Origin of the sequence: Catellatospora methionotrophica (assembly GCF_011297335.1) — a bacterium.
Taxonomy (GTDB): domain Bacteria; phylum Actinomycetota; class Actinomycetes; order Mycobacteriales; family Micromonosporaceae; genus Catellatospora; species Catellatospora methionotrophica.
Genome location: NZ_JAAOTJ010000026.1, coordinates 43,498 through 67,883 on the forward strand (window position 1 = coordinate 43,498; position 24,386 = coordinate 67,883).

The 24,386-nt window shown below is 72.7% G+C and carries 21 protein-coding genes; 13 read left to right on the forward strand and 8 right to left on the reverse strand.

Annotated elements, in window-relative coordinates:
• The first annotated feature begins 46 nt into the window (after nucleotides 1-46).
• Nucleotides 47-1,129 carry a DUF5925 domain-containing protein gene (locus HAV40_RS34025; protein WP_166388399.1) on the forward strand — a complete coding sequence of 361 codons (1,083 nt, stop codon included), beginning with the start codon at nucleotides 47-49 and terminating at the stop codon, nucleotides 1,127-1,129.
• Between the two features lie 88 nt (nucleotides 1,130-1,217).
• Entirely contained in the window at nucleotides 1,218-5,204 is a 3,987-nt protein-coding gene (locus HAV40_RS34030; protein ID WP_166388400.1) for an AAA domain-containing protein, read from the forward strand.
• On the opposite strand, the gene HAV40_RS34035 is transcribed toward HAV40_RS34030, so the two are convergent.
• Nucleotides 5,194-5,616: an NUDIX hydrolase gene (locus HAV40_RS34035; RefSeq protein WP_239086878.1), complete on the reverse strand. Its 423-nt coding sequence runs from the start codon at nucleotides 5,614-5,616 to the stop codon at nucleotides 5,194-5,196. The two genes, HAV40_RS34030 and HAV40_RS34035, sit on opposite strands and share 11 nt — an antisense overlap.
• A 263-nt stretch (nucleotides 5,617-5,879) precedes the next feature.
• Here HAV40_RS34035 and HAV40_RS34040 point away from each other — a divergent pair, with 263 nt between their 5' ends.
• Entirely contained in the window at nucleotides 5,880-6,227 is a 348-nt protein-coding gene (locus tag HAV40_RS34040; protein ID WP_166388402.1) for an Imm51 family immunity protein, read from the forward strand.
• A 5-nt stretch (nucleotides 6,228-6,232) separates the two neighbouring features.
• On the opposite strand, the gene HAV40_RS34045 is transcribed toward HAV40_RS34040, so the two are convergent.
• Together HAV40_RS34045 and HAV40_RS34050 are read right to left on the reverse strand one after the other, a co-directional pair.
• On the reverse strand, nucleotides 6,233-7,282 hold the full coding sequence (locus HAV40_RS34045) for a mechanosensitive ion channel family protein (RefSeq protein ID WP_166388403.1): 1,050 nt from the start codon (nucleotides 7,280-7,282) through the stop codon (nucleotides 6,233-6,235).
• Nucleotides 7,283-7,434: 152 nt separating this feature from the next.
• Entirely contained in the window at nucleotides 7,435-8,217 is a 783-nt protein-coding gene (locus HAV40_RS34050; RefSeq protein WP_166388404.1) for a hypothetical protein, read from the reverse strand.
• Nucleotides 8,218-8,439: 222 nt separating this feature from the next.
• Between HAV40_RS34050 and HAV40_RS34055 the strand changes: the two genes are divergently transcribed.
• Together HAV40_RS34055 and HAV40_RS34060 are read left to right on the forward strand one after the other, a co-directional pair.
• Complete coding sequence (locus tag HAV40_RS34055) at nucleotides 8,440-9,357, forward strand: PfkB family carbohydrate kinase (RefSeq protein WP_166388405.1); 918 nt, start codon at nucleotides 8,440-8,442, stop codon at nucleotides 9,355-9,357.
• Between the two features lie 28 nt (nucleotides 9,358-9,385).
• On the forward strand, nucleotides 9,386-9,574 hold the full coding sequence (locus HAV40_RS34060; protein ID WP_166388406.1) for a DUF4236 domain-containing protein: 189 nt from the start codon (nucleotides 9,386-9,388) through the stop codon (nucleotides 9,572-9,574).
• A gap of 1 nt (nucleotide 9,575) precedes the next feature.
• Here the strand turns inward: HAV40_RS34060 and HAV40_RS34065 are convergent, their stop codons facing one another.
• Entirely contained in the window at nucleotides 9,576-10,181 is a 606-nt protein-coding gene (locus tag HAV40_RS34065; RefSeq protein ID WP_166388407.1) for a CGNR zinc finger domain-containing protein, read from the reverse strand.
• A 58-nt stretch (nucleotides 10,182-10,239) separates the two neighbouring features.
• On the opposite strand from HAV40_RS34065, the gene HAV40_RS34070 reads away from it, so the two are divergent.
• Nucleotides 10,240-10,689 carry a VOC family protein gene (locus HAV40_RS34070; RefSeq protein WP_166388408.1) on the forward strand — a complete coding sequence of 150 codons (450 nt, stop codon included), beginning with the start codon at nucleotides 10,240-10,242 and terminating at the stop codon, nucleotides 10,687-10,689.
• A gap of 84 nt (nucleotides 10,690-10,773) precedes the next feature.
• Here the strand turns inward: HAV40_RS34070 and HAV40_RS34075 are convergent, their stop codons facing one another.
• Both HAV40_RS34075 and HAV40_RS34080 read right to left on the reverse strand, forming a co-directional pair.
• Nucleotides 10,774-11,934, reverse strand: coding sequence for an acetyl-CoA C-acyltransferase (locus tag HAV40_RS34075; RefSeq protein ID WP_166388409.1), 1,161 nt, complete (start codon nucleotides 11,932-11,934; stop codon nucleotides 10,774-10,776).
• Between the two features lie 47 nt (nucleotides 11,935-11,981).
• A complete protein-coding gene (locus HAV40_RS34080) occupies nucleotides 11,982-12,449 on the reverse strand; it encodes a hypothetical protein (RefSeq protein WP_166388410.1) in 468 nt (155 codons plus the stop codon).
• A 57-nt stretch (nucleotides 12,450-12,506) separates the two neighbouring features.
• On the opposite strand from HAV40_RS34080, the gene HAV40_RS34085 reads away from it, so the two are divergent.
• The gene (locus tag HAV40_RS34085) at nucleotides 12,507-12,992 is read left to right on the forward strand and encodes a glutathione peroxidase (protein WP_166388411.1); all 486 of its coding nucleotides are present in this window, start codon (nucleotides 12,507-12,509) and stop codon (nucleotides 12,990-12,992) included.
• Here the strand turns inward: HAV40_RS34085 and HAV40_RS34090 are convergent, their stop codons facing one another.
• Nucleotides 12,993-14,087, reverse strand: coding sequence for a YihY/virulence factor BrkB family protein (locus HAV40_RS34090; protein WP_203671804.1), 1,095 nt, complete (start codon nucleotides 14,085-14,087; stop codon nucleotides 12,993-12,995).
• Nucleotides 14,088-14,281: 194 nt separating this feature from the next.
• Between HAV40_RS34090 and HAV40_RS34095 the strand changes: the two genes are divergently transcribed.
• From HAV40_RS34095 to HAV40_RS34120, 6 genes are all read left to right on the forward strand, one after another.
• The gene (locus HAV40_RS34095; RefSeq protein WP_166388412.1) at nucleotides 14,282-16,390 is read left to right on the forward strand and encodes a hypothetical protein; all 2,109 of its coding nucleotides are present in this window, start codon (nucleotides 14,282-14,284) and stop codon (nucleotides 16,388-16,390) included.
• A gap of 18 nt (nucleotides 16,391-16,408) precedes the next feature.
• Complete coding sequence (locus HAV40_RS34100) at nucleotides 16,409-17,500, forward strand: CaiB/BaiF CoA transferase family protein (RefSeq protein WP_166388413.1); 1,092 nt, start codon at nucleotides 16,409-16,411, stop codon at nucleotides 17,498-17,500.
• Nucleotides 17,501-17,528: 28 nt separating this feature from the next.
• Nucleotides 17,529-17,897 (forward strand): PH domain-containing protein, encoded by a 369-nt coding sequence (locus HAV40_RS34105; RefSeq protein WP_166388414.1) that lies wholly within the window; start codon nucleotides 17,529-17,531, stop codon nucleotides 17,895-17,897.
• A 161-nt stretch (nucleotides 17,898-18,058) separates the two neighbouring features.
• A complete protein-coding gene (locus tag HAV40_RS34110) occupies nucleotides 18,059-19,825 on the forward strand; it encodes a serine/threonine-protein kinase (protein ID WP_166388415.1) in 1,767 nt (588 codons plus the stop codon).
• Nucleotides 19,826-19,887: 62 nt separating this feature from the next.
• Nucleotides 19,888-20,742, forward strand: coding sequence for an SMP-30/gluconolactonase/LRE family protein (locus tag HAV40_RS34115; protein WP_166388416.1), 855 nt, complete (start codon nucleotides 19,888-19,890; stop codon nucleotides 20,740-20,742).
• An 81-nt stretch (nucleotides 20,743-20,823) separates the two neighbouring features.
• Entirely contained in the window at nucleotides 20,824-22,983 is a 2,160-nt protein-coding gene (locus HAV40_RS34120) for a transglycosylase domain-containing protein (protein ID WP_166388417.1), read from the forward strand.
• A 46-nt stretch (nucleotides 22,984-23,029) separates the two neighbouring features.
• Here the strand turns inward: HAV40_RS34120 and HAV40_RS34125 are convergent, their stop codons facing one another.
• A complete protein-coding gene (locus HAV40_RS34125; protein WP_166388418.1) occupies nucleotides 23,030-24,202 on the reverse strand; it encodes a hypothetical protein in 1,173 nt (390 codons plus the stop codon).
• Between the last annotated feature and the right edge of the window lie 184 nt (nucleotides 24,203-24,386).

The following is a 24,386-nucleotide window of genomic DNA, read 5'->3' on the forward strand; positions in this document are numbered from 1 at the left end:
TGGAAAACGGCTATGTGCGCAGGTCCAATTGCGAGATCATCGACGTATGGGCACTCTGCCACAGCTGTCGACCAACCTCACCCTTGATGACTCCGACACTCCTCGGGACGTCGTCGACGCGATGATCCTCGCCCCGTTCAGCACGGGCGAGCAGCCGTACGCCCACACCGCCCGCCTGCCCCGCGTCCGCAAGGACGCCGACCTGCTGCCCCAGGAGGGGCGGGTGCTGCGGGTGGCCACCGACGACGGTCTGCGCAGCCACCTGGCCGCCGGCGACGGCTGGACGCTGCGCGCCGCGCGCTGGCGTGGCGGCGTCGCCGAGGTCACCGTCACCGCGACCACCGAGGAGCTGGCGCTGCGCATCCTCGACGCCGCCACGCGCAACGCGCGCGAGGACCACGTCGAGCGCGCCGACACGGTGCCGATGGGCTTCTGGCACCACTCGGCCAAGCGCGGCGCGCAGCGCAGCACCCGGCCGATCACCACACCGTCGTGGGAGGCGATCCGGGACAACTACTCCGCCGACGTCGCGGGCTCGCTGGAGCGCCTGATGACGCTCACCCCGGACTCGATCAGCGGCCGCCTGCTGCTGCTGCACGGCGTGCCCGGCACCGGTAAGACCACCGCGCTGCGCGCGCTCGCCCGGGCGTGGTCGTCGTGGTGCCAGGTCGACTGCGTACTCGACCCGGAGCACCTGTTCCACGACTCCAGCTACCTGATGGAGGTCGCCATCGGCGACGACGAGTCCGAGGAGCGGCGCTGGCGGCTGCTGCTGGTCGAGGACTGCGACGAGCTGATCTCCTCGGCGGCGAAGGCGTCCAGCGGCCAGGCGCTGTCGCGCCTGCTCAACCTGACCGACGGGCTGCTCGCCCAGGGCCGTGACGTGCTCGTGGGCCTGACCACCAACGAACCGCTGAACAAGCTGCACCCGGCCGTGGTCAGGCCGGGCCGCTGCCTGGCCCAGATCGAGGTCGGCCCGCTGCCCTTCGCGCAGGCCAGCGCCTGGCTGGGCAGCACCGTGGGCCTCAGCTCGTCCGGCGCGACGCTGGCGGAGCTGTTCGCCATCCAGCGCGGCGACCGCGACCTCGTCCAGCTCACCCCCGAACCCTCCACCGGCTGCTACCTGTGAGCTGCGCGCCGCGCGAGCTCGACGGCAGGGTGTGATTGCTTTCGGTGGGGCGCTTGGCGGGGGTGCGGGAGTCTGCGATCGTTGGGCCGTGACCGTGTCCGACAGTGTTCCGCAGTTGCCGCAGCCGTCCCATGTCGCGCTCGCCACCAGGCGGTGGGCGGACGCGCTGGTGGACGACTCCGGGCGTAACCAGCTGGCGTACTACCGCGATCTGCGGGCCGGGACGCTGCGGCTGGACACCGCGCGGCCGGAGGCGGTGACCGTGCTGACCGCCGGGCGCACCGTCACGCTGCGTCAGCTGTTCCCCGACGACGTCGCGCACGCCGACGCGATGCGGCGCACGCGCACGATCCGGACCCGGATGCGCACGCTGGCCGAGGAGCGCGGCGTCGACGTCGGCTACCTGGCCAGCGGGATCGCGAGCTGGTGGGAGGCGGACCGGACGCCGCGCTCGCCCGTGCTGCTGCACCGGCTGACGGTGCGGACCACCTCGGCCGCCGAGACCGACTTCGCGCTGACCCTGGACACGGAGCCGACGGTCAACCCGGTGCTGCTGTTCAAGCTGTTCAAGGAGCACCGGCTCGACATCGACCCGGAGACGCTGCTCGACGCGCTGCCGGACGGCCCGTACGATCCGGCGCCGCTGTTCGAGCAGCTGGCCAAGGCGGCCCAGGACGTACGCGGGTTCACGGTCGGCCCGGAGCTGCTGGTCGGCACGTTCCTGTACGAGAAGCTGCCGATGGTCGCCGACATCACCGAGCACAGCGAGCTGCTGGAGAGCAGCGAGGTCATCGCCGCGCTGGCGGGCGACCCGCGGGCGCTGAGCGAGCTGTACGCGACCGCGCCGGTCGAACCGGACGCGCCGGACCGGCTGCCGCCGGGCGACGAGTTCCTGGTGCTGGACGCCGACTCGTCGCAGAGCTACGCGGTCAACGCGGCCGTGGCCGGGCACCACCTGGTGGTCAAGGGGCCGCCGGGGACCGGCAAGAGCCAGACCATCGCCAACATGATCATGGCGTTGGCGGCGCGCGGGCGCACGGCGCTGTTCGTGGCCGAGAAGCGGGCCGCGATCGACGCGGTGCTGGACCGGCTCAACCAGGTCGGCCTCGACGACCTGGTGCAGAACCTGCACGGAGACCAGAGCAGCCGCCGGGAGCTGGCGCGGGCGCTGGACTCGCGGCTGCAGCGGGCCCGCCACGAGACCCGGCCGACGACCGAGGACACCGACCGCAGCCTGCTCGACGCGCGCGGCGCGCTGGCCGCCCACCACGCGGCGCTGCACACCAAGCACGACCCGTGGGGCCTGTCGATGTTCGAGCTGCAGTCGCGGCTGCTGGGCGTCAGCCCCGCCGACATGACGCCGCAGCGCTGGTCCGGCGACGACCTGGCCCGCCTCGACGCGCCGACCGCGGCCCGGCTGCGCGCCGCGGTCACGGAGCTGGCACAGCTCGGCGCGTTCGACGCCGAGCCCGGACCGGGGCCGTGGGTGCGTTCCACGATTCCCGACCGGGCCGCCGCCCAGCTGGCGTACGCGCTGGCGGGTCAGGCCGCGACCACCCTGGCACCGGCGCGGCAGCGGCTGACCGCGCTCGCCGCGCAACTGGGCCTGTCGGTGCCGGGCACGCTGGGTTCGGCGCAGAAGATGGCCGCGCTGCTGTCGGAGGTCGACGCGACGCTGCGGCGGCTGCGCCCGGAGGCGTACGCCGCGGACCTGGCCGCCTGGGTGACCGCGTCGCAGACCGGCCCCGACCGCGCCAGCATGAGCTTCTGGCAGCGCCGCAAGCTGCTCAAGCAGATCCGGGCGCACTGGATCGCACCCGGCCGCCCGAGCACCGCCGAGCTGCACCAGGCCGCCGTCGCCGCCGCCGACGAGCTGGCCCGCTGGCGCGTGGTCAGCCGCGACGGGCAGCCGCCGCGCACCAGCCCGTCGGCCGCCGCCTCGCTGGCCGTGTTCGCCGAGTTCGCCGGGGCCCTGGAGTCGCTGCGCGGGTACGTGCCGGTCGACAACGACGACCTCACGCTGCTGCAACCGGAGCTGGACCGGCTCGCCGGCGACCAGGCCGACCTGCTGCGCACCGCGCGCCGCAACGAGCTGGCCGCGTCGCTGGTCGAGTGGCGGGCCCGGCGGCTGCTGGACGAGTTGGCCGCGCGCGGCGTCGGCGGCGACACCGCCCGCGCCGGGGCCGCGTTCGACCACGCGTGGCTGAGCTCGGTGCTGGAGCACGTGCGGTTCACCGACGAGCACCTGTCCACGTTCCACGGCGCTGCCCTGCACGCGGCGGTGACCTCGTTCCACACCGCCGACGCCGCGCACATCACCGCCGCCGCGCAGCGGGTGCGGCACCTGGCCGCCCGCAACCTGATGGCGGTGCTCGACGAGTTCCCCGACCAGCAGCAGCTGGTCCGCCGCGAGGCCGCGAAGAAGGCCCGCCACCTGCCGGTGCGCAAACTGTTCGAGCAGGCCCCGGACGCGCTGACCGCGCTCAAGCCGTGCTGGGCGATGAGCCCGCTGCTGGTCAGCCAGGTGCTGCCGGCGCGGGTGCTGTTCGACGTGGTCATCTTCGACGAGGCCAGCCAGGTCGAGCCGGTCGACGGCGTGCCCGCGATCATGCGCGGCCGCCAGGTCGTGGTCGCCGGGGACGAGCACCAGCTGCCGCCGACGAACTTCTTCCAGCGCGCCGACGGCGACGCCGACACCCCCGACGACGGCACCGCGCTCGGCGACGACGTCGAGTCGCTGCTGCAGGCGTTCGCGCACACCCTGCCGCTGCCGCAGGTACGGCACCTGGCCTGGCACTACCGCAGCCGCGACGAGCGGCTGATCGCGTTCTCCGACCGTCATGTGTACGCCCCGAACGGCAACGCGCTGACCACGTTCCCGGGCGCGGACGCCGGCGACTGCATCAGCCACGTGCTGGTCACCGGCGAGGCCGACCCGGACGCCTCCGCCGAGAGCGGCAGCGCCGAGGTGCGCCGGGTGGTGGAGCTGATCCTCGCCCACGCCGCGCAGCGGCCCGCCGAGTCGCTGGGCGTGATCACCATGGGCATCACCCACGCCGAGCGCGTCGACGCGGCGCTGCGCCGGGCGCTGGCCACCCGCCCGGAACTGGAGCCGTACTTCTCCGAGCACGGGCACGAGCCGTTCTTCGTCAAGAACATCGAGCGGGTGCAGGGCGACGAACGCGACGCGGTGATCCTGACCGTCGGTTACCCCAAGGGCCTGGACGGGCGGATGCTGTACCGGTTCGGGCCGCTGAACACCAAGGGCGGCCACCGGCGGCTCAACGTGGCGATCACCCGCGCGCGCCGCCGGATGACCGTGGTCAGCTCGTTCACCCACCTGGACATGGACCCGCAGCGGCTGCGGGCCGAGGGCGCGGTGATGCTGCGCGACTTCCTGGCGTACGCGTCCTCCGGCGGCCGCCGCGAGTCGCTGGCCGCGGTCACCGCCCCGGCGCTGAACCCGTTCGAGGCCGACGTGCTGGCCAAGCTCACCGCGGCGGGCATCCCGCTGGTGGTGCAGCACGGTGTCGGCGGGCATCGCATCGACTTCGCGGCGACCCACCCCGACGACCCGGAGCGGCTGGTGCTGGCGATCGAGGCCGACGGGGCGTCGTATCACGCTTCGCCGACGGTGCGCGACCGCGACCGGCTGCGCCAGCAGCACCTGGAGCGGCTGGGCTGGCGCTTCCACCGGATCTGGTCCACCGACTGGATGCGCCAGCGCGAAGTGGAGATCGCCAAGGCGCGGGCCGTGTACGACCTGGCGGTGTCGGAGTCGGCCGGGCTGCCGATGGACACCGTCGCCGACGGCGTCACCCTGCGGCTGCCCTCGGCGACCCCGCGCAGCCTGCCCAAGCCCGAGCTGCCGCCGACCGCGCAGATCACCGAGGTGCCGCGCCAGACGCTGGTGGACCTGGTCCGCTGGATCGAGAGCGACGGCCTCAACCGCACCGAGGACGAGGTCGTCGCCGAGGCCACCACCGAGCTGGGCTTCGCCCGCCGCGGGCCGCGCATCACCGAGACGCTGCGCCAGGTCCGCCGCGAGACGATCGAGGGCGGCGCTACTTCTTGACGGCGGTGCGCAGCACGTCGCGCACCGCGTCGAGCATGGGGATCTGATCGAGCTCGGCGGCGCTGTGCCAGCTCGGCTCGACCATGATGCCGTCGGGCTGGGGACGCAGCTCCCCGCCGAGCACGGTCACGCCGTACAGCATGAACACGCCGTGGAAGTCGATGCCGCCGGTCAGCTGCCGGTGGTCGGAGCCGACCTCCAGTAGCCCGTCGACGCGCACCTCCAGCCCGGTGGTCTCGGCGAACTCGCGCACGACCGTCTCGGCCGGGTGCTCGCCGTGCTCGATGGTGCCGCCGGGCGGCATCCACTTGCCGAGGTCCCCGTGGGCGCTGCGGCCGATCTGCACGAGCAGCACGGTGTCGCCCTCGCGGGCCAACCCGTACGCCGAGACCCGCTGCCATTGCCTGACCATCGTCACGAGGAGAAAGCCTGCCATGTTCTCGCGCGGTCGCACAGATGGTCGAACCGCCGATTCGCCCCACGAAACGCTTGTTCCTGCTCACACCCGCCGCGACTTTTGCGTCTTGATCGCTGTTCGCGGGCGGAAAGCGTGGCCTGACCGCACTTTCTGACCGGAAACGGCGATCATCGCTGGTGCTTCACCGGTTCGGAGGAGGTGAAGTCGGCCTTTCGGCGAAAACGCGATGGCATACGCCAAGGCCTATGCTCGCGGACATGGCACGTGACCCCGACTTCGACCCCTGCGAGCTGGTCGAGCACGACTCCGGTGAGTTCAGCCTGACCTTCGACGACTTCGACGACTATGTGGACATCTTCGACGAGCAGGGCTGGCTCGGCAACGGCTACGCCTGGGAGGGCGTGGTGCAGGTGCTACTGACCGACCGCGCGCCGCAAGTGCTCGACCAGGTCGAGTTCGACTCCGAGGCCGACCTGTTCTCGGTGCGCGCCGCCGACACCGAGCCGCTGCTGGAGGTGGCCGCGACCATCCGCGACGCAATCGTCGACCTCGACGTGCTGGCCGACGCCATCACCCGCGCCGAGGAGCAGGGCCTGCTCGACTGAACCCGTCAGGACGGCTCGGGCGGCGCGACGACGGCGACGCGGGTCTGCGGCAGGCCCTCGGGGTGGTGCTCGCGCACGTACGCGATGAGCTTCTCGCGGATCTCGCAGCGCAGGTCGTAGGCCTTCGCCGCGTCGTCGGCCGAGGCCAGCACCCGGACCACCATCGCGGTCTCGGTGGTGTCGACGACCTGCAGCACCCAGTCGCGGCGGTCCCACAGCGGCGACGCCTCCACGACCCGCTGCGCCTCGGTGCGCAGCGCGTCGACGGGCATGCGGTGGTCCAGGTAGAGGACCGACGCGCCGAGCACCCGGGAGTCGTTGCGGGTCCAGTGCTGGAACGGCGTGGTGGTGAAGTACGTCGTGGGCAGCACCAGCCGCCGTTCGTCCCACAGCCGCACCACGACGTAGGTCAGCCGCAGCTCCTCGATGCGGCCCCACTCCCCCTCGACGACGACCACGTCGTCCAGGCGCAGCTCGTCGGTGAAGGCCAGTTGCAGCCCGGCGAAGATGTGCGCGAGCGTGGCGTGCGCGGCCAGCGCCGCCACGACACCGGCCAGCCCGGCCGAGGCCAGCAGCGACGCGCCGAGCGTACGCAGCGGCGCGAAGGTCATCAGGATCGACGCGACGGCCAGCAGCGTCACGGTGACCGCGGTGAGCCTGCGCAGCATGCCGATGCGGGTGCGGGCCCGCCGGTAGCGCCGGTTGTCGGCGACGTCGATCGGCAGCCGCCGGAACGCCGCGTCCTCCAGTACGAACAGCACCCGCACCGCGAGCCAGGCCGACGCCCCGATCAGCGCGATGACCAGCCCGTGGTGCACCATCTCCCGGGCCGAACCGGCGAGGCCGGTGAACGGCAGCGCGACCAGCAGGGCGACCACCACGAGCGTGGCCCGCCACGGGCGGCGGCAGGCCTGGCTGAGGTGCTCCATGAACCGGTGGTAGCGCCGGCGGCCGACCCGTCGCACGATCACCGCCGACAGCCATCCGGCGACCAGTGCCGCCAGCAGCGCCGCGGTCACCACCACGACGGCGCGCAGCAGGTGCTCGGCGTCCATCAGCGGACTCCGGGGCAGGTCGGCACGGTGTCGTCTCTCACCGGTTCAATGATCACCTCGCCATCCCTACCCGGGCGGCGGTATGCGAAACGCCGCCCGCACCGGGGTGCGAGCGGCGTCAGCGCCGTGGCGGGGTCACCGCCGTCGTGGCGTCAGAGCGTGGCCAGCAGCGCGGCCGGGGCCTCGACGATCTCGCCGGCCGGCTTCTCGATGGTCACCGGAGCACCGAAGTCGCTGTAGGCGATCGTCATGTCACCCACGCCCGCGGCCGGGGCCACCGCGCCCAGGGCCACGGTCATCGTGCTCAGCCGACCCTGGTCGTCGATGGTCGCGGTGAACGGCACGGCCTTGATCTGGTCGCCGAGCGTGCCGACCATGGCCGGGTTCATCGACGGCGACTGGGTCAGGTCGAGCACGCCCTTGACCTTGCCGGTGCCGTCCCACTGCACCTGCGCGGCCGTGGTCAGCATCTTCGCGGTGTACGACGGGTCCTCGATCGACTTGCGCAGCGTGCTCTGCGCGCCGAGCTTCGCGACGTCGATGTGCATCCAGCCCGCGGGCATGCCGGGCACCCCGGCGGCCTTCATGTACACCTGGTCGCCGAGCTGGATGACCTCCATCTTGAGGGTCATCACGTCCATCGAGGTGGCGGACTTCTTGCCCGGCCCGTCGAGCTGACCCGTGATCTTCATGGCCGCGCCAGCCGCGCCGCCCATGCTCATCGTCATCTTGGCGGTGGTGCCCTTGAGCTTGTCCGCGGCGGCGGTGAGCGCGTCAGACGCCGCGGCCGCACCCTGCGCCGGTGCGGACGCCGCCGCCGACGTGCTCGCGGACGCGGTCGCGCCCGGCTTGTCGGCTGCCTTGCTGCAGCCGGTCGCCAGCGCGGCGAGCGCGATCAGGCCTACTGCCGCCACACCGAAACGTCGTGTCTTCACGTGGTTCCCTCCCCATCGGTGCCCCGATACGGTCCCGGGGCACAGCTCCAGGAGCCTAGCCAGGCTCCGCCATGGTCGCCTCTGCGGACGGCACGGCCTTGACCCACCTACCCGATCTCCGTGATGATCGACCACATCTGTCGCGACCTCGGCGGACACCGCCCCGGCTGCGGACCGTACGGGCTGAAACGTCGACTTCCCATCGACGAAAGGCGACACATCATGGGTGTTCCTTCTCACCCCGAACGTGGCGTGCTGGTGCTCGGCGGCGCGGGCGTGGACACGATCGTGCGGGTTCCGCAGCTGCCGCTGCCCTACGCGGACAGCTACCTGGTCCCGGCGATCACCATGCGGGCCGGGCAGACCGGGGACTTCCTGGCGCTCGGGCTGCACGCGCTGGGCCTGCCCGTCCACCACGTCGACGTGCTCGGCGACGACCCGGAGGGCGCGCTGGTCCGGGCCCTGCACGAGACGTCGGGCATCGCGTTCACCGCGCTGCCGAGCAGTACCGGCACCAAACGCGCGGTCAACCTGGTGGACCCGGCCGGGCGGCGGCTGTCGCTGTACGACGTCAGCCGTGGCGGCGAGCACGACCGCTTCCCGGAGCCGCTGCTGGCCGAGCTGGCCGCGGGCTGCCGCCACGTGCACGTGTGCATCACCCATCCGGGGGCGTACGCCCTGGCACAGCTCGCTGACCTGGACGTGACCGTCTCCACGGACCTGCACAACTGGGACGGCGAGAACCCGTACCACGAGCAGTTCGCGGCGGCCGCCGATGTGGTGTTCGTCTCGGCGGCGGCGCTGGCCGATCCCGAGGCGGCGCTGCGCCGGGTGCTGGCGCTGGGCCGGGCCCGGATCGCGGTCGCGACCGACGGCGAGCGGGGCGGTCACCTGCTCACCCGCGAGGACGGCACGGTGCGCCGGTTCGCCGCGGTGACGCCGCCGCGGCCGGTCGTGGACTCCAACGGCGCTGGTGACGCGTTCGCCGCCGGTTTCCTGTATGGACTGCTCACGGGTTTGCCGCCGGAGCGGTGCGCGGCGTACGGTGCGATTACAGGAGCGCACGCGTGCACGGTCGCGGCGACCGCAGTGGACCCGCTGGACCGGTCCGCGCTATTGGCACGCGCCCTCACGTTTTGAGTGGTGCGCGTGCGGTTACATGGGACGCATGAGCCTGCTGTTCCGCAAGACCTGGAAACTCGGCCCCCTGCGCCTGAACTTCACTCAGGGCGGCCTGTCCTCATGGAGTCTCCGCATCGGCCGCTGGTCGTGGAACTCGCGCACCCGGGCACACCGGGTGGATCTGCCCGGTCCCTGGTCCTGGAAGCAGAACAAGGGCGGCGGCAACAAGAGCTGACCTAACGAGCATCAGGTGCGCGCCGCTCCCGCAGGGCGCGCACCTTGCTGCGGTTACCGCAGCGTTGCATGGCGCACCAGCGGCGGCTGCCCGGCCGCGAGGTGTCCAGGAAGACCAGCCCGCACCGGTGCCCGCCGCACTCGCGCACCCGGTCGGCGTGCGGGCCGCTCAGCACGTCGATCACGTCGCGGGCGACCGAGGACAGCAGCTGCGTGCCGGTGGCGGGCAGCGTCCACTCCCGACGGAAGCCGCCCGGCGCGCCACGCAGCCGGGGAGCCAGCGACGGTGGCGCCGCCGCCTCGTCGACCAGCGAGGTCAGCTCGGGCCGCACGGGGTCATGGTGGATCAGCGCCCTGGCGAGTTCCCATAGTCCGTCGCGCAGCCGTTTCCCGGCGGCCAGCTCGCCCTGGCTGACCCGCACCTGCGCCGGGTCCAGCCGCAGCCGGCTCAGCGCGGCCCAGGCGGCCAGGTCGGCGGGCGCGTGCAGCGTCTCGAACACCGACAGCTCCCCCGGACCGCCGGAGACCAGCAGGTCCAGCCAGAGCGTGCCGGGATCGAACCGGAACACCCCACCTGACGGCGGCCGCAGCACCATGCCCGCTTCCATGTAACCACTATATGTGGTTACATGACGGGAGTACAGACCGGACGAGAGGAGCACCGTCATGGCACTGGACTGGAAGGTCGTCATCGACTGCGCCGACCCCCACGCGCTGACCGCGTTCTGGGCGCAGGCGCTGGGTTACGAGGTCGAGGACAACTCCGCGCTGATCGACCAGCTCGCCGCACAGGGTGCGATCGGCCCGGACGTCTACCTGGAGACCGGTGGGCGCAAGGCGTTCCGCGACCTGGTCGCCGTACGCCACCCGGACGACCCGGTGCAGCCGGTCACCGGCGTCGGGCTCGGCCGCCGCCTGCTGTTCCAGCGGGTGCCCGAGCCCAAGCACGGCAAGAACCGCCTGCACCTGGACCTGCACGCCGGGCCGGAACGGCGCGACGGTGAGGTCAGGCGCCTGGAAGGACTCGGCGCGTCGATCCTGCGCGAAGTGCAGGAACCGGGCACCCACCACGTCGTGATGGCCGACCCCGAGGGCAACGAGTTCTGCGTGCAGTGACCAGACCTTGCGGCACGGACGTGGCCCGGTGAGTCCGCGACGGGTGCGGCCGTGCCGCCGCCCGCGCGCGTCACAGCCGCTTGATCACAGCAGCTCGATGATGGTGGCGTTGGCCATGCCGCCGCCCTCGCACATCGTCTGCAGCCCGTAGCGGATGCCGTTGTCGCGCATGTGGTGCAGCAGCGTGGTCATCAGGCGCGCACCGCTGGCCCCCAGCGGGTGCCCGAGCGCGATCGCCCCGCCACGCGGGTTGAGCCGCGCCGGGTCGGCGCCGGTCTCGGCCAGCCAGGCCAGCGGCACCGGCGCGAACGCCTCGTTGACCTCGTACGCGCCGATGTCGCCGATGGACAGCCCGGCCCGCTTGAGCGCCTTGGCCGTCGCCGGGATGGGCGCGGTGAGCATGATCACGGGATCGTCGGCGGCGACGACCGCGGTGTGGATCCGGGCCAGCGGGGCGTATCCGTGTTCGGCGGCCCAGGCCGAGGTGGTGACCGCGATCGCGGCCGCGCCGTCGGAGATCTGCGACGCGGTGCCCGCGGTGACCACGCCGTCGGCCTTGAACGGGGTCGCGAGCTGGCCCAGCTTCTCCAGCGACGTCTCGCGCCGGATGCCCTCGTCGGCGTACACGTCACCGACCGGGGCGATCTCGGCGGCGAACAGCCCGCCGTCCGAGGCGGCGGCCGCCTTGTGGTGGCTGGCCAGCGCGTACTCGTCGAGCTGCGCCCGCGTCAGGCCCCACCGTGCGGCGATCATCTCCGCGCCGACGCCCTGGTTGAAAGGCACCGGGGCGTCCCCGGCGAAGCCGTCGACCCCGGCGTAGCGGGTGCGCAGTTCGGGGCCGTACGGCACGCCCAGTTCGCCGACCGAGGAGCCCATCGGCACCCGGCTCATCGACTCCACGCCGGCGGCGACGACGAAGTCGGCCTGCCCGGACAGCACGGTCGCGGCGGCGAAGTGCACGGCCTGCTGGCTGGAGCCGCACTGGCGGTCCAGGGTGGTGCCGGGCACGGTCTCGGGCCAGCCCGCGGCGAGCACCGCGTTGCGGCCGATGTTCCAGGACTGCTCGCCGGTCTGCGAGACGCAGCCGAGGATGACGTCCTCGACGTCGGCCGGGTCGAACCCGGTGCGGTCGCCGAGGTCCTGCAGGATCTGCCCGGCCAGGTCGACGGGGTGTACGCCGGACAGGCCGCCGTTGCGCCGGCCGACGGGGGTACGGACCGCTCCGATGATCACCGCATCACGCATGACAGCAGCCTACTGCGAAGTAACCTGAACGGCCGCTCAGGTATGCGTCAGAGCCGCCCCAGCCCCGCGACGCCCGCCACCAGCAGCGCGACCAGCACACCGAGCGTGATCCAGCGCGCCCGCGCCGACACCCGCCCGTCGACCAGCACCGCGGCGACCGCGTACGCGGCCATGATGGCGATCACCCACAGCTGCGGCGTACCCAGGAAGAACCCTCCGACCAGGCCGAACACCAGCAGCAGGAAAACTCCCGGCCCGGCCAGCGCGACCTGCCACGCCGGGCGCACCCGCGCCAGCCGCAGCAGTCCCCACATCGACAGTGCCGCACCGAGCAGGCACAGGAAGATGATCCCGAGCGCGTCGCCCAGGCACTCCATGCCGCCGACGCAGCCCTGCACCTGGATCACCGTGTAGGCCAGGCCCATCCACACGGCCAGGGACACGAAGGCGCACCCCGCCGCGCGGGCGGCACGGGCTGCGGGGCTCACGCCGGTGGTGGGCTCGATGCTCGTCATGACCGACATCGTGGCAGACCGGGGTGGCCACGGGCACCGGCGCTATGGTTGGCCCCCATGAGCCTTTACGACGTACCGATCAAGACCCTGCAGGGCGGCGACGCCGACCTCGCCCAGTACCGCGGCAAGGCCGTGCTCGTCGTCAACGTCGCCTCCCGCTGCGGGCTGACCCCGCAGTACACCGGGCTGCAGAAGCTCGCCGAGGCGTACGCCGACCAGGGCCTGGTCGTGCTCGGCGTGCCCTGCAACCAGTTCGCCGGGCAGGAGCCGGGCAGCGCCGACGAGATCGCCGAGTTCTGCGACGTGAACTACGGCGTCACCTTCCCGATGACGGAGAAGGTCGAGGTCAACGGCCCCGGCCGGCACCCCCTGTACGACCTGCTCACGCAGACCGCCGACGGCGACGGCGAGGCCGGCGACGTGAAGTGGAACTTCGAGAAGTTCGTCGTCGACCGCTCCGGCGCGGTCACCGCCCGGCTGCGCCCCCAGACCACCCCGGAGTCGCCGGAGCTGGTCGGGGCTGTCGAGCGCGCCCTGGCCTGATCAGGACCGGTCCTCGTCGGGCCGTACCTGCCCGGCCGCGGGTTCGGTCACCGGCTCCGCTGGTGCCGCCGGCTGCTCCGGCACCGACTCCAGGGCGGGCGGCCCGTCGCGGGGCTCCTGCTTGGGCACGTCGCGCAGGGGCAGGTACGGCTCGGCGTCGGGCGGCAGGCCCGCGGCGATGGCCCGCGCCCGGCCCAGCTCGGCGTCGAACTTCGCGCCGAGCAGCACCGCGACGTTGGTCAGCCACAGCCACACCAGGAACGCGATGATGCCGCCGAGGGCCCCGTAGGTGCGGTTGTAGGAGTCGAAGGTCGCGATGTAGTACGCGAAACCGGCCGACACGGTGATCCAGGTGCCCATCGCCACCATGGTCCCCGGCGTGATCCACCGGAACCCGCCCAGCCGCGCGTTCGGCGCGGCCCAGTAGAGCAGCGCGAGCAGCAGGCTGATCACCACCACCAGGACCGGCCACTTGATCACGTCGAGCACCTTCACGGTGGTGTCCTCGACGCCGAAAGCGCGCCCGACGCTGGTCGCGACCCGGCCGCTGAGCACCACGGCCAGCGCGCTCACGGCCAGCGAGACGCCCGTCACCGCGGTCACGAACAGCTGCACCGGGACCGTCTTCCACAGCGGCCGGCCCTCCGGCACGTCGTAGATCACGTTCGCGGCGCGCATGAAACCGCCGATGTAGCTGGTCGCCGACCAGAACGCGATAGCGAGACCGACCGCCAGGGCCACGCCCGCCGCCCGCTGGTCGTAACGCAGGTTGTCGAGGATCTCGAGCACGGCGTGCCGGGCGGGCGGCGGCGTCAGCTCGCTCAGGTTCTCCGCGACCGCGTCACTGGTCGGTTTGCCGAACAGGCCCACCCCGGCGACCAGTACCAGCATCCCGGGCAGGATCGACGTCACGCTGTAGTAGGTCAGCGCCGCCGCCCGGTCGGCGAGCTCGTCGTTGAGCAGTTCGACCACGGTCCGGCGGGCCACCCCCAGCCATGCCCGGAAGCTGAGCTGCGACGGCCGTTCCGGTCCCCGGGACAGGATGTGCAGCAGCCGCTCCCGGTGTGCCCGGCCCGGTTCCCTCGTACGTGCCACCGCTGCCTCCGCCACCGCGCCTGATCGATACCCCCGTATGACAGCAGAGTGAGCAACGCGTGACAAGCTCGGGCAGGTCACGGCGTCGTCTGTGGATCACGCACACGGAGCGTGCACGGCACGTATTATCAGGTCACCCCCGGTGACGGCAGTGCACGGCAGTGCGCTGCGGCAAGCAAGACGGGGGTATGGGCATGGGCTGGAAGTACCACTCACCGCCGGGATGGCCCGAGCCGCCGGAGGACTGGACCCCTCCCGCGGGCTGGCGTCCGGACCCCGCCTGGCCGTCCGCGCCCGAGGGCTGGCAGTTCTGGGTCAGCGACGGGGCCGACGACCCCACGCTGATGTTCGAGCTGCCCCCGGACGAGGGGCCGTTCACCAGCCTCGACGAGCTCATCAACCATCCGCGCGGCGAACGGCCCGACAGCGGCACGCCACGGCCGGGTCCGACCGCCGACGCGGTGACGGCCCGGTCGGCATCCGACGCGGCGGTGGAGGCGACCGACGTCGTGGTGGAGGACGCCGACGCCGCGGACGCCACCGACGTCGACCCTTCGCCGCAGCCGGTCCTGGCCACCGCCATGGACGCGGCCGAGCAGCCCGTACCCGCCGACCAGGCCCCGGCGGACGTCTGGGCGAGGCCGGCGACCGAGGCCGTCGCCGCGCGCGACGCCACGATGCCTCCGGAGCAGCTCCCCGAGCCGGTGCCCACCACGGCGCACCCGCAACCGGCCCCGGTGCTCGCCGTGCAGACCGCCATGGCCATGGACGCCGCAGCGGCCCCCGACGCGGTGTGGTCCGACCAGCGACCGCGGCCGGTCTGGCCGGTCGACCCGGCGATGACGGCCGAACCCGCCTGGATCGCTGAACCCGCGCCCGAACCGGCGCTGGCCGACACCCCGCCACCGGCCTGGACGGACGAGCCGACCAGCCCGGCCTGGGTGGCCGCACCCGCGATGTCAGCCGAACCGGCCTGGGCAGGGGCAACCGACGCCGTGGCCGCCGCACAGGACACGACGGGCGCGGCCCCGGCGTTCGCCACCGCACCGGACACGACGGGCGCGGCCCCGGCGTTCGCCGCCACCGCACCCGAGCTGACACCCGCCACCATGTCGGCGACGTCCGAGCCGGTCGCCGTCGAGCGAGAACCGGCCGTCACGCCAGCGATGTCCGAGCCCGTCGGCGTCGAGCGGGAACCGGTGGTCATGGCAGCGACGTCCGCGCTGGTCGACGTCGAGACGGTCGACGCTGCCGCGATCGGCGATCCGGTCGCGGCGGCCGCCGAGGTCGCCGAGCCCGAGCCCGTGCCTGTCGCCGCGCCGTTGACGTCGGGGATCGCGTGGCCGGCGTTCGACCCGAAGGACGCGGAGGAACCCGAGCCCGTGCCGGTCGGCGTGCCGACCGCGGGGGTGCCGCTGACCGGGGTGCCGGTCATGGCCTTCGCGGCGGAGCCCACGCCCGCCCCTGCCTCGCCGCCGCCCGGCACGCCGCCCGGCACGCCGCACCTGCCCGCCCATGCCGCGTCGCACGTGCCCGCGCACGCCGCGACACGTTCCCGCCGCCCGTGGTGGATCTGGGGGCTGGCCGGAGCGGCCGGGCTGCTGCTGTGCGCCATGGTCGGCGTGGGCGGTTTCCTCGCCGTGCGGTGGGGCGACGGCGGTTCGACCGCGGTCGCCGAACCCGGTGCCACCGCCGTCGGCACGGTGCCCGAAGCGGAGGCCAGCAAGCAGGCCCAGGCCCGGCCGATCCCGTCGCCGAGCAGCCAGGCCGCGCAGGCCCAGCCCCAGGACCAGATCTTCGAGGGCGAGGGACCGCAGACGGTGCCGGTGGAACTGGGCAACACCTTCCACACCGTCGCGCTCACCTACATGGGCACCGGCGCGTTCGTGGTGCGCACCGTCAAGGCCGACGGTCAGGAGATCCAGACGCTGGTCAGCGCCGCGGAGAGCTACGAGGGCGTACGCCCGCTGGACCTGGGCGAGATCCGGCCCGACGCGGTCAGCATCCAGGCCGACGGCGGCTGGCGCATGGTGGTGCGGCCGCTGGCGTCCGCGCAGACCTTCAGCGGCAACGCGTCCGGGGTGGGCGCGGACGTGCTGCTGATCCCGCGCACCGCGGCGGAGTCGGTGAAGGTCGCGTTCGACCACCGCGGCACGGGCAAGTTCACCGTGCAGGCGATCGGCTCCGACAGCGCGACGCTGATCAGCCAGGAGGGCGACTTCACCGGCGAGACCATGCTGCCGCGCGGCACGGTCGTGGTCGTGATCGACACCAATGGGGTGTGGACCTTCAGCCGCGAGTGACTGCGTACCATCACCGCCATGGGTCCGCTGGACGGCTTGAAGGTGCTGGAGGTCGGCGGCATCGGCCCCGGTCCGTTCTGCGGCATGCACCTGGCCGACCTGGGCGCGGACGTGGTGCGGGTGGACCGCCCGGGCGGCGGGATCACTGCCGTGGACCCGCGCTTCGACCTGCTGCAGCGCGGCAAGCGAGCGGTCGCGGTCGACCTGAAGGACCCCGGCGGGGTGGCGCTGCTGCTGCGCCTGGTCGACCGGGCCGACGTGCTGGTCGAGGGCTTCCGGCCGGGCGTCGCCGAGCGGCTGGGCTTCGGGCCCGAGGTGTGCCTGCACCGGCGGCCGCAACTGGTCTACGGCCGGATCACCGGCTGGGGCCAGGACGGGCCCCGGGCGCACACCGCCGGGCACGACCTCACCTATCTCGCGGTGACCGGCGCGCTGCACGCGATCGGCCGGGCGGGCGGGCCGCCGCAGATCCCGCTCAACCTGCTCGGCGACTTCGCGGGCGGCGCGATGTACCTGGTGTCGGGAATCCTCGCGGCACTGTGGCGGGTGCGCGGCGGAGGGCCGGGCCAGGTCGTCGACGCGGCGATCGTGGACGGCGCGGCCCACCTGACGGCGATGCAGTGGGGCATGTACGCGGGCGGCACCTGGCGCGACGAGCGCGGCGTGAACCTGCTCGACGGCGGCGCGCCCTTCTACGACGTGTACGCCACCGCCGACGGCCGCCACGTCGCGGTGGCGGCGCTGGAGCCGCAGTTCTTCGCCGCGCTGGTCCGGCTGCTGGACCTGCCCGCCGACACCCCGCAGTACGACCGGGCGACCTGGCCCGAGCTGCGCGGGCAGCTGGCGCGGCGGTTCGCGGCCCAGCCGCAGGCGCACTGGGCGCGACTGTTCGCCGACACCGACGGCTGCGTGGCCCCGGTGCTGTCGATGGCGCAGGCCCCGACCGATCCGCAGCTCACGGCACGGGGAACCTACGTGGTGCGGGACGGGGTGACCCAGCCCGCGCCCGCCCCCCGCTTCTCGGACACCCCGGCCGCCCTGGACCGGCCCCCGGCCCTGCCGGGCGAGCACACCGCGCAGGTGCTCGCCGACTGGTGCGGCGAGCGGTGAGCTTGCGGCGCGTGGTTAGCGTCGGGGCATGACGACCAGCATCGCGTACGACCGCAAGGAGCAGCTCCAGCAGATCCAGAGCGGGCTGCTGCCCGGCGAGCAGGTGATCGCCGTGTACGACGCCATCGGGACGGGCACGGGCTTCATCGGCCTCACCGACCGCCGCGTGATCATTCAGGACAAGTCCTTTGTGGGCAAGAAGACGGCCATCACCAGCATCCCCTATTCGAAGATCACCAGCGTGAGCGTGGTCAGCAACAAGTCCTGGGCGGGGCAGTTCTTCTCGACCGGCGCGATCGCCATCAACGTCGGCACGCACGTGTACGAGATGGAGTTCCGGGGCGACGAGAAGTCGCACCATGTCCACGATCTGATCCTGCATCGCATCACCAGCTGAGCAACCTCCCGGCCCCCGTCGCGCGTCTGGTGACGCGGCAAGGGTTACCGTGGCAGCCCCCTGGATGGCAGGATGTCGCGTGACTCAGCGGGGACAGTCCGTAAGGCCGCGGCAAGGCATGCCGCGGCCTGCGCGGGCATCGAGAACGGGAGATCGCGTCCATGGTCGGCGCCGACGCTTCGCGGCCGCTGCGGCCCACGGACCCACGTGAGCTGGGCGGTTACACACTGCTGGGCCGCCTCGGCGAGGGCGGCATGGGTTGTGTCTACCTGGCCCGTGATCCGTTGGACGCCCTGGTCGCGGTCAAGGTGATCCGGGCGGACCTGGCCGGGGAGCCCGAGTTCCGGCAACGGTTCCGCAGTGAGGTCGAGCGGGCCAAACAGGTGCCGCCGTTCTGCACCGCCGAGGTGCTCGACGCCGATCCCGACCACGACTCCCCCTACCTGGTGGTCGAGTACGTGGACGGTCCCAGCCTGTCCCATGTGGTGCAGCAGCGCGGCCCGCTGACCCCGGCCAACCTGCACGGCCTGGCGATCGGCGTGGCGACGGCGCTGACCGCGATCCACGGCGCGGGCGTCATCCACCGCGACCTCAAGCCCAGCAACGTGCTGCTGGCCCCGGGCACGCCCAAGGTCATCGACTTCGGCATCGCCCGCGCGGTCGAGGGGCAGCCCGGCAACACCCGCACCGACCAGCTCATCGGCACGGTCGCGTACATGGCCCCGGAGCGGCTGGACACCAAGGCGCGCAAGGCGCTGACCCCGGCCGCGGACGTGTTCGCCTGGGGTGCCGTGGTCGCGTTCGCGGGCACCGGCCGGATCACCTTCGCCGCCGACTCGATGCCCGCGGTCGCCGTACGCATCATGACCGCCGAACCGGACCTGGACGGGCTCACCGGACCGCTGCGCGAGCTGGTCGAGGCGGCCCTGGCCAAGGATCCCAAGGACCGCCCGACGGCCCGCGACCTGCTGGACCGGCTGCTCACCCGCGGGCCGGACCGGGCGCTGAGCTCCGGCGAGCTGCCCCGGCAGGCGGCCGCGGCGGCCGAGGCGGGCAGCAGGTTCGCCGTGGTCGACGCCGACCCGACCAGTCTGCGGCCCGACGCGGCGCCACGGCTGCGCGACTCCCGCTGGGCCAAGCCGGTCGCGGCCGGGCTCGGCGCGACGACGCTGCTGCTCGGCGGCCTCACCGTGGCGCTGCTGACCGGGGCGCTGCCGGCCGGGTTCGCGGCCGCGCCGTCGGCGAGCACGTCGCCCAGCGCCTCCCCCACGCCGTCGCCGAGTCCCAGCCTGAGCCCGTCGCCGAGCACGTCGCCGTCGCCGTCGCTCTCGCCGTCCCCGTCGGCCACCCCGAAGCCGTCCAAGCCCGCGCCGTACCGGGTGGAGAAGCTGAACCGGGCGCAGAGCTGGTCGGTGCGCACGGACGACCCCGACGGGGCCACCTGCCGCTACGGCAACCAGGCGTTCGAGGTGACCACGCTGAAGGACTGGAGCTACCAGTGCAGCGGCCCGGACGACACCCTGGCCGACTTCCGGGTCGAGGTCGACGTCGCCCTGATGGATGAGGGCTCATGCGCCGGGATCTGGTTCCGCTACCGCGCCCTGCACGGCTACGAGCTGCGGGTGTGCGAGGACAAGGTCCGCCTGATGCGCCACGCCGACGACGACCCCAGCAACGGCCGGACCCTGGTCGACATCCCGCTGGACAAGCCGCTGGCGCTGGGCAAGTTCACCCGCGTGGGCATCTCCGCGGCGGGGCCGCGGTTCCGGCTGTTCCTCGGCGGCAAGGAGATCACCCGGACGCCGTTCGAGAACGCCCAGTTCACCGAGGGCCGGGTGATCCTGGGCGTGTCCACCGTGGGCAAGGAGGGCGCGTCCCCGTGGCGGGTACGGTTCCGGAACATCTCGATGTGGCAGAGCGCCCTCTGAGGCGGCCGCTGCCGATTATGGTGAAGCGTGGGCCCGTGCGGCGGGCCTGAGGGGTGGACCCGATGCCGGACGTGGAGGTCTTCGACTCCCGGCGCTGTGAGCTGGGCGAAGGTCCGCTGTACGCCGACCGCGACGACCGGGTCTGGTGGGTCGACATCCTCGGCCGGCGGGTGCTGTGGCGCTCGCCCGACGGCGCGGACTCCGGCGAGATCAGCACGTCGGCGCACGTCGGCGCGGCGGTGCCGGTCTGCGGCGGCGGTTTCGTGGCGTGCCTGCCGCAGGGACCGGTGCGGATGCTGCCCGGCGGCGGCGAGCAGCGGCTGCCCGGCTATCCCGGCGACACCGCCGGGCTGCGCTCCAACGACGCCAAGGCCGATCCAGCGGGGCGGCTGTGGCTGGGCACGATGGCCTACGACGAGCGCCCCGGCGCGGCCACGCTGTACCGGCTGGATCCGGGGGCCCCGGCGCTGACGGCCGTGTTCACCGGGCTGACCATCAGCAACGGGCTGGGCTGGTCACCCGACGGCGCCACGATGTACCACATCGACACCCCGACGGGGCGGGTCGACGCCTACGACTACGACCTGGACACCGGGCAGCCGACCGGGCGGCGCACGCTCGCGGACATCGATGAGGGGCACCCCGACGGCATGTGCGTCGACGCCGACGGCGGGGTGTGGGTGGCGCTGTGGGACGGCGGCGCTGTGCGCCGGTACACCCCGGACGGGCGGCTCGACCGGGTGGTCGCCCTGCCGACCCCGCTGGTGACCAGCTGTGCGTTCGCCGGGCCCCGGCTGGACACGCTGGTGATCACCACGGCGTCGGTGGGCCGGCCGGGTGATCCGCACGCCGGCCTGGTGTACGCCCACCAGCCGGTGGACGTGGTGGGGCGGCCCACGGACTGTTTCCGGGGCTGAGCCCTCCACACGGGACCGACGCGTATAACCATTAATGAATCTTCCTCACTTCAGTACGCTGAACTGCCTATATTCGTGGCTATGGTGCAGCGGTTAATCAGCGCTTTCGGCCGGTACAGCGGGATGCTCCGCGCCGGCGTCCTGGGTGGGGTCGTGCTTGCCCTCGCCTCGCTACCGCTGGCCGTACCTGCGGGCATCGGAGCCATGAAGGGCGCGGCCATCTTGCAGAGCATGCCGACCGAGCTCAAAGATCATCAGGTCGGCCAGACCACCTACGTCTACGCCAGCGACGGCAAGTCGCTGATCACGATGTTCTACGACGAGCACCGCAAGTTCGTGCCGCTGGCATCGCTGAGCCCGAACATCGTCAACGCCGTGATCGCCGCCGAGGACGCCCGCTTCTACTCCCACATGGGCGTGGACTTCCAGTCCATCGCCCGCGCCTTCGTGGCCAACCGGCAGCAGGGCGAGGTCTCCCAGGGCGCTTCGACGCTCACCATGCAGTACGTGCGCATGGCGCTGCGCGACAGCGCCACCACCGCCCAGGAGGCGGTCGCGGCGACCGAGCAGACCCCCCAGCGCAAGCTGACCGAGATCCGCCTGGCGATCAAGCTGGAAGGCCAGTGGACCAAGGATCAGATCATGGAGGGCTACCTCAACATGGCCTACTTCGGCCACCGGGCGTACGGGATCTACGCCGCCTCCCAGATCTTCTTCTCCAAGGAGCCCAAGGACCTGACCCTGGTCGAGGCCGCCACCCTGGCCGGACTGGTCAAGGCACCGTCCTCGTTCGACCCGGCCAACCAGACCGGCCCGGCCCTGGACCGGCGCAACTACGTGATCCGGCGGATGGCCGAACTCAAGCTCATCACGCCCGAGCAGGCCAACCAGGCCACCGCCGAGCCGATCAAGCTGAAGCTGAGCAGCCCGCCGCGCGACTGCGGCTCGGTGCCCGCGGCCAACCGCGACTGGGGCTTCTTCTGCGACTTCTTCAAGAACTGGTGGATGCAGCAGCCCGCGTTCGGGCCCAACCCGGTGGCCCGCCTGGACAACCTGCGCACCGGCGGCTACAAGGTGGTCACGAGCCTCGACCCGAAGCTGCAGGCGTACGGCATGAAGGACCTGCTGAGCCGGTCGAAGACCGACATGCGCCTGGCGTACGGCAACGTGCTCGTGCAGCCCGGCACCGGCCGCGTGCTGAGCATGGCCGTCAACCGGATCTACTCCATGGACCAGAGCAAGAACGGCCCGAACTCCGACCCGATCAAGCGCTCCTTCAACGTCAAGGGCAGCTACCCGAACACGGTCGCGCCGCTGCTGGGCGGCGGTGACATCCCGGGCTACCAGGCCGGGTCGACGTTCAAGATGTTCACGATGGTCGCCGCGCTGGACGCGGGCATGAAGATGTCGAAGTCGTTCTACTCCCCGCAGCGCTTCACCTCGATCTACGTGGTGGAGCCCGGCGGCCCGGCCGCCTGCGGCAACCGCTGGTGCCCGTCGAACGCCAGCGCCAGCATGACCGGCAAGCAGAACATGTACTCCGGCTTCGGCAAGTCCGTCAACACGTACTTCGTCCAGCTGGAGCAGGCCGTGGGCTCGGACAAGGCGGTACGCATGGCCGAGAAGATGGGCCTGGTCTGGCACACCGACGTGGACCGGCTGCACGCCTCGCCCAAGCACGCCGACAAGTGGGGCGCGTTCACGCTCGGCGTCGCCGACACCACCCCGCTGGAGATGGCCAACGCGTACGCGACGGTCGCCGCCGAGGGCATGTACTGCAAGCCCAGCCCGGTGCTGTCCATCAAGACCCCGCAGGGCGCGGACTTCACCGCGACCGTCGACGGCAAGCAGGTCGTCGCCGCCGACCCGCAGTGCACCCGCGTGTTCAGCCAGGACGTGGCCCGTGCCGCCACCGACGCGGCCCGCTGCGTGACCGGCTACAAGGCCGCCCGCGGCAGCTGCGGCGACTGGTCCACCGGTTCGCGGGTGTACGCCATGATGGAGCGCCCGATCGCGGGCAAGACGGGCACCACCGACGACACCCGCGCCGCGTGGTTCGTCGGGTTCACGCCCGAGCTGGCCGCGGCGAGCTTCATCGCCGACCCCGACTACGTCAAGAACGTGGCCGGTGACGGCAACTACAACATGCCGCTGGACGCGGTGACGAACTCGCTGAAGAACGCGCTGAAGGACAAGCCGGTGCGCGACTTCAACCCGCCGTCGTCGGACATCCTCAACTGAGGTCACGGCCGCAGCCCCACCCCGCGAGGTGGGGCTGCGGCGTGTGTCAGGACAGCACCGAGCGCTGCTCGGGCACCCGCCAGTCGTTCATCCAGGACTGCTCCAGCGCCAGCGCGTGGCACAGCGACTCGGCGGTCCACTGCTCGTACGGCGCGGGCACCGTGACCGCGTCGGCCCGCAACCGGCGGCAGGCCGCGTCGAGCAGCCGCTGATCGTCGCCTCCGGCGCCGCCCGCCAGCAGCCGCCGCGCCTTGACCAGCTCCTCGACCAGGGCCCGTTCGACCTGCCCGGCCAGCAGCGGCGGCTTGGCGTCGACCTCGACCCGGCGGCCCAGCGTCGCGGCCACCGTCGCCGCCAGGATCAGCAGCACCCCGACCCGGAACGCCACTGCCAGGCCGTCCTGCAGCCCGCCACCCGACAGCGCCGCCGGGCGGGCCCAGCCGAGCACCTCGGTCAGCCCCAGCAGGGGCACCATGTCCACCAGATGCCAGGCGTAGTCGGCCACCGCGGCGACCGCCACGTCGAGCGCGGGCAGCACGTCCGGGTTGGGCACCCGGCCACCCAGCTCCACGTCGGCGGGCACCGCCACCGGGGCGTGCCCGTGCAGCCAGCCTGCCCGCCAGGCGCCGACGGTGAGCACCGCGGCCAGCGCGGTCACCACGGTCAGCCGGGGCACCAGGGCGGACAGCTCGCGGCTGCGCGCCCAGCGGTGCGCCCAGCGCACGCGGTCGGCGTGCGGGGCGGTCCGGCGCGGGCGCACCAGGCGCAGCAGCCGCCGGTGCATCGGGTCGGCCAGCCAGGACGGCAGGTCGAGGGCACCGGGTTCGTGCTCGAAGCGCGCGGGCGGGCGACGCCAGGACCAGTACTCCCGGGCCACCGCGGCCCGCCTGCTCGCCTCGCTGCGCCGCCGCAGCCCCCGGGCGACCCGCACCAGCAGCGCGACCAGCCCCGCGCCCGCCATGACGAACAGCACCGGACCGGGCACGCCCGGCAGCACCGCCGCCGCCGCGACGACGGCCACGGCCAGCACCGCGGCGGCCGTCCACACCACCAGCCGCACCAGCGCCGCGAGCCCGACCCACAGCCACATCGCGCCAGGGAACGGCAGCACGCCGTCACGTTCGCGGCGCGGCAGCCGTTCTGTTCGCACCGCCAGCTCGTTGACCCTGGTGAAGTCGGGCTGCAGACGCGTCGTCCCGCCGACGGTCCTGACGTCCATGGCGCTCCCCAGATCTCGCGCCTCCGGCGCGGCAACGGCATTCAAGCCGCACACTAGGGCAAACCCCCGCCATTGACAGTCAACTGTCTTACACCTGGACGGACCGGATGTGCGACCCGGCACCCGGCACCCCACCCGTCGCAACTCTTAAAAAGTCGCGCCTTCCACCACACGTGGAAGGCGC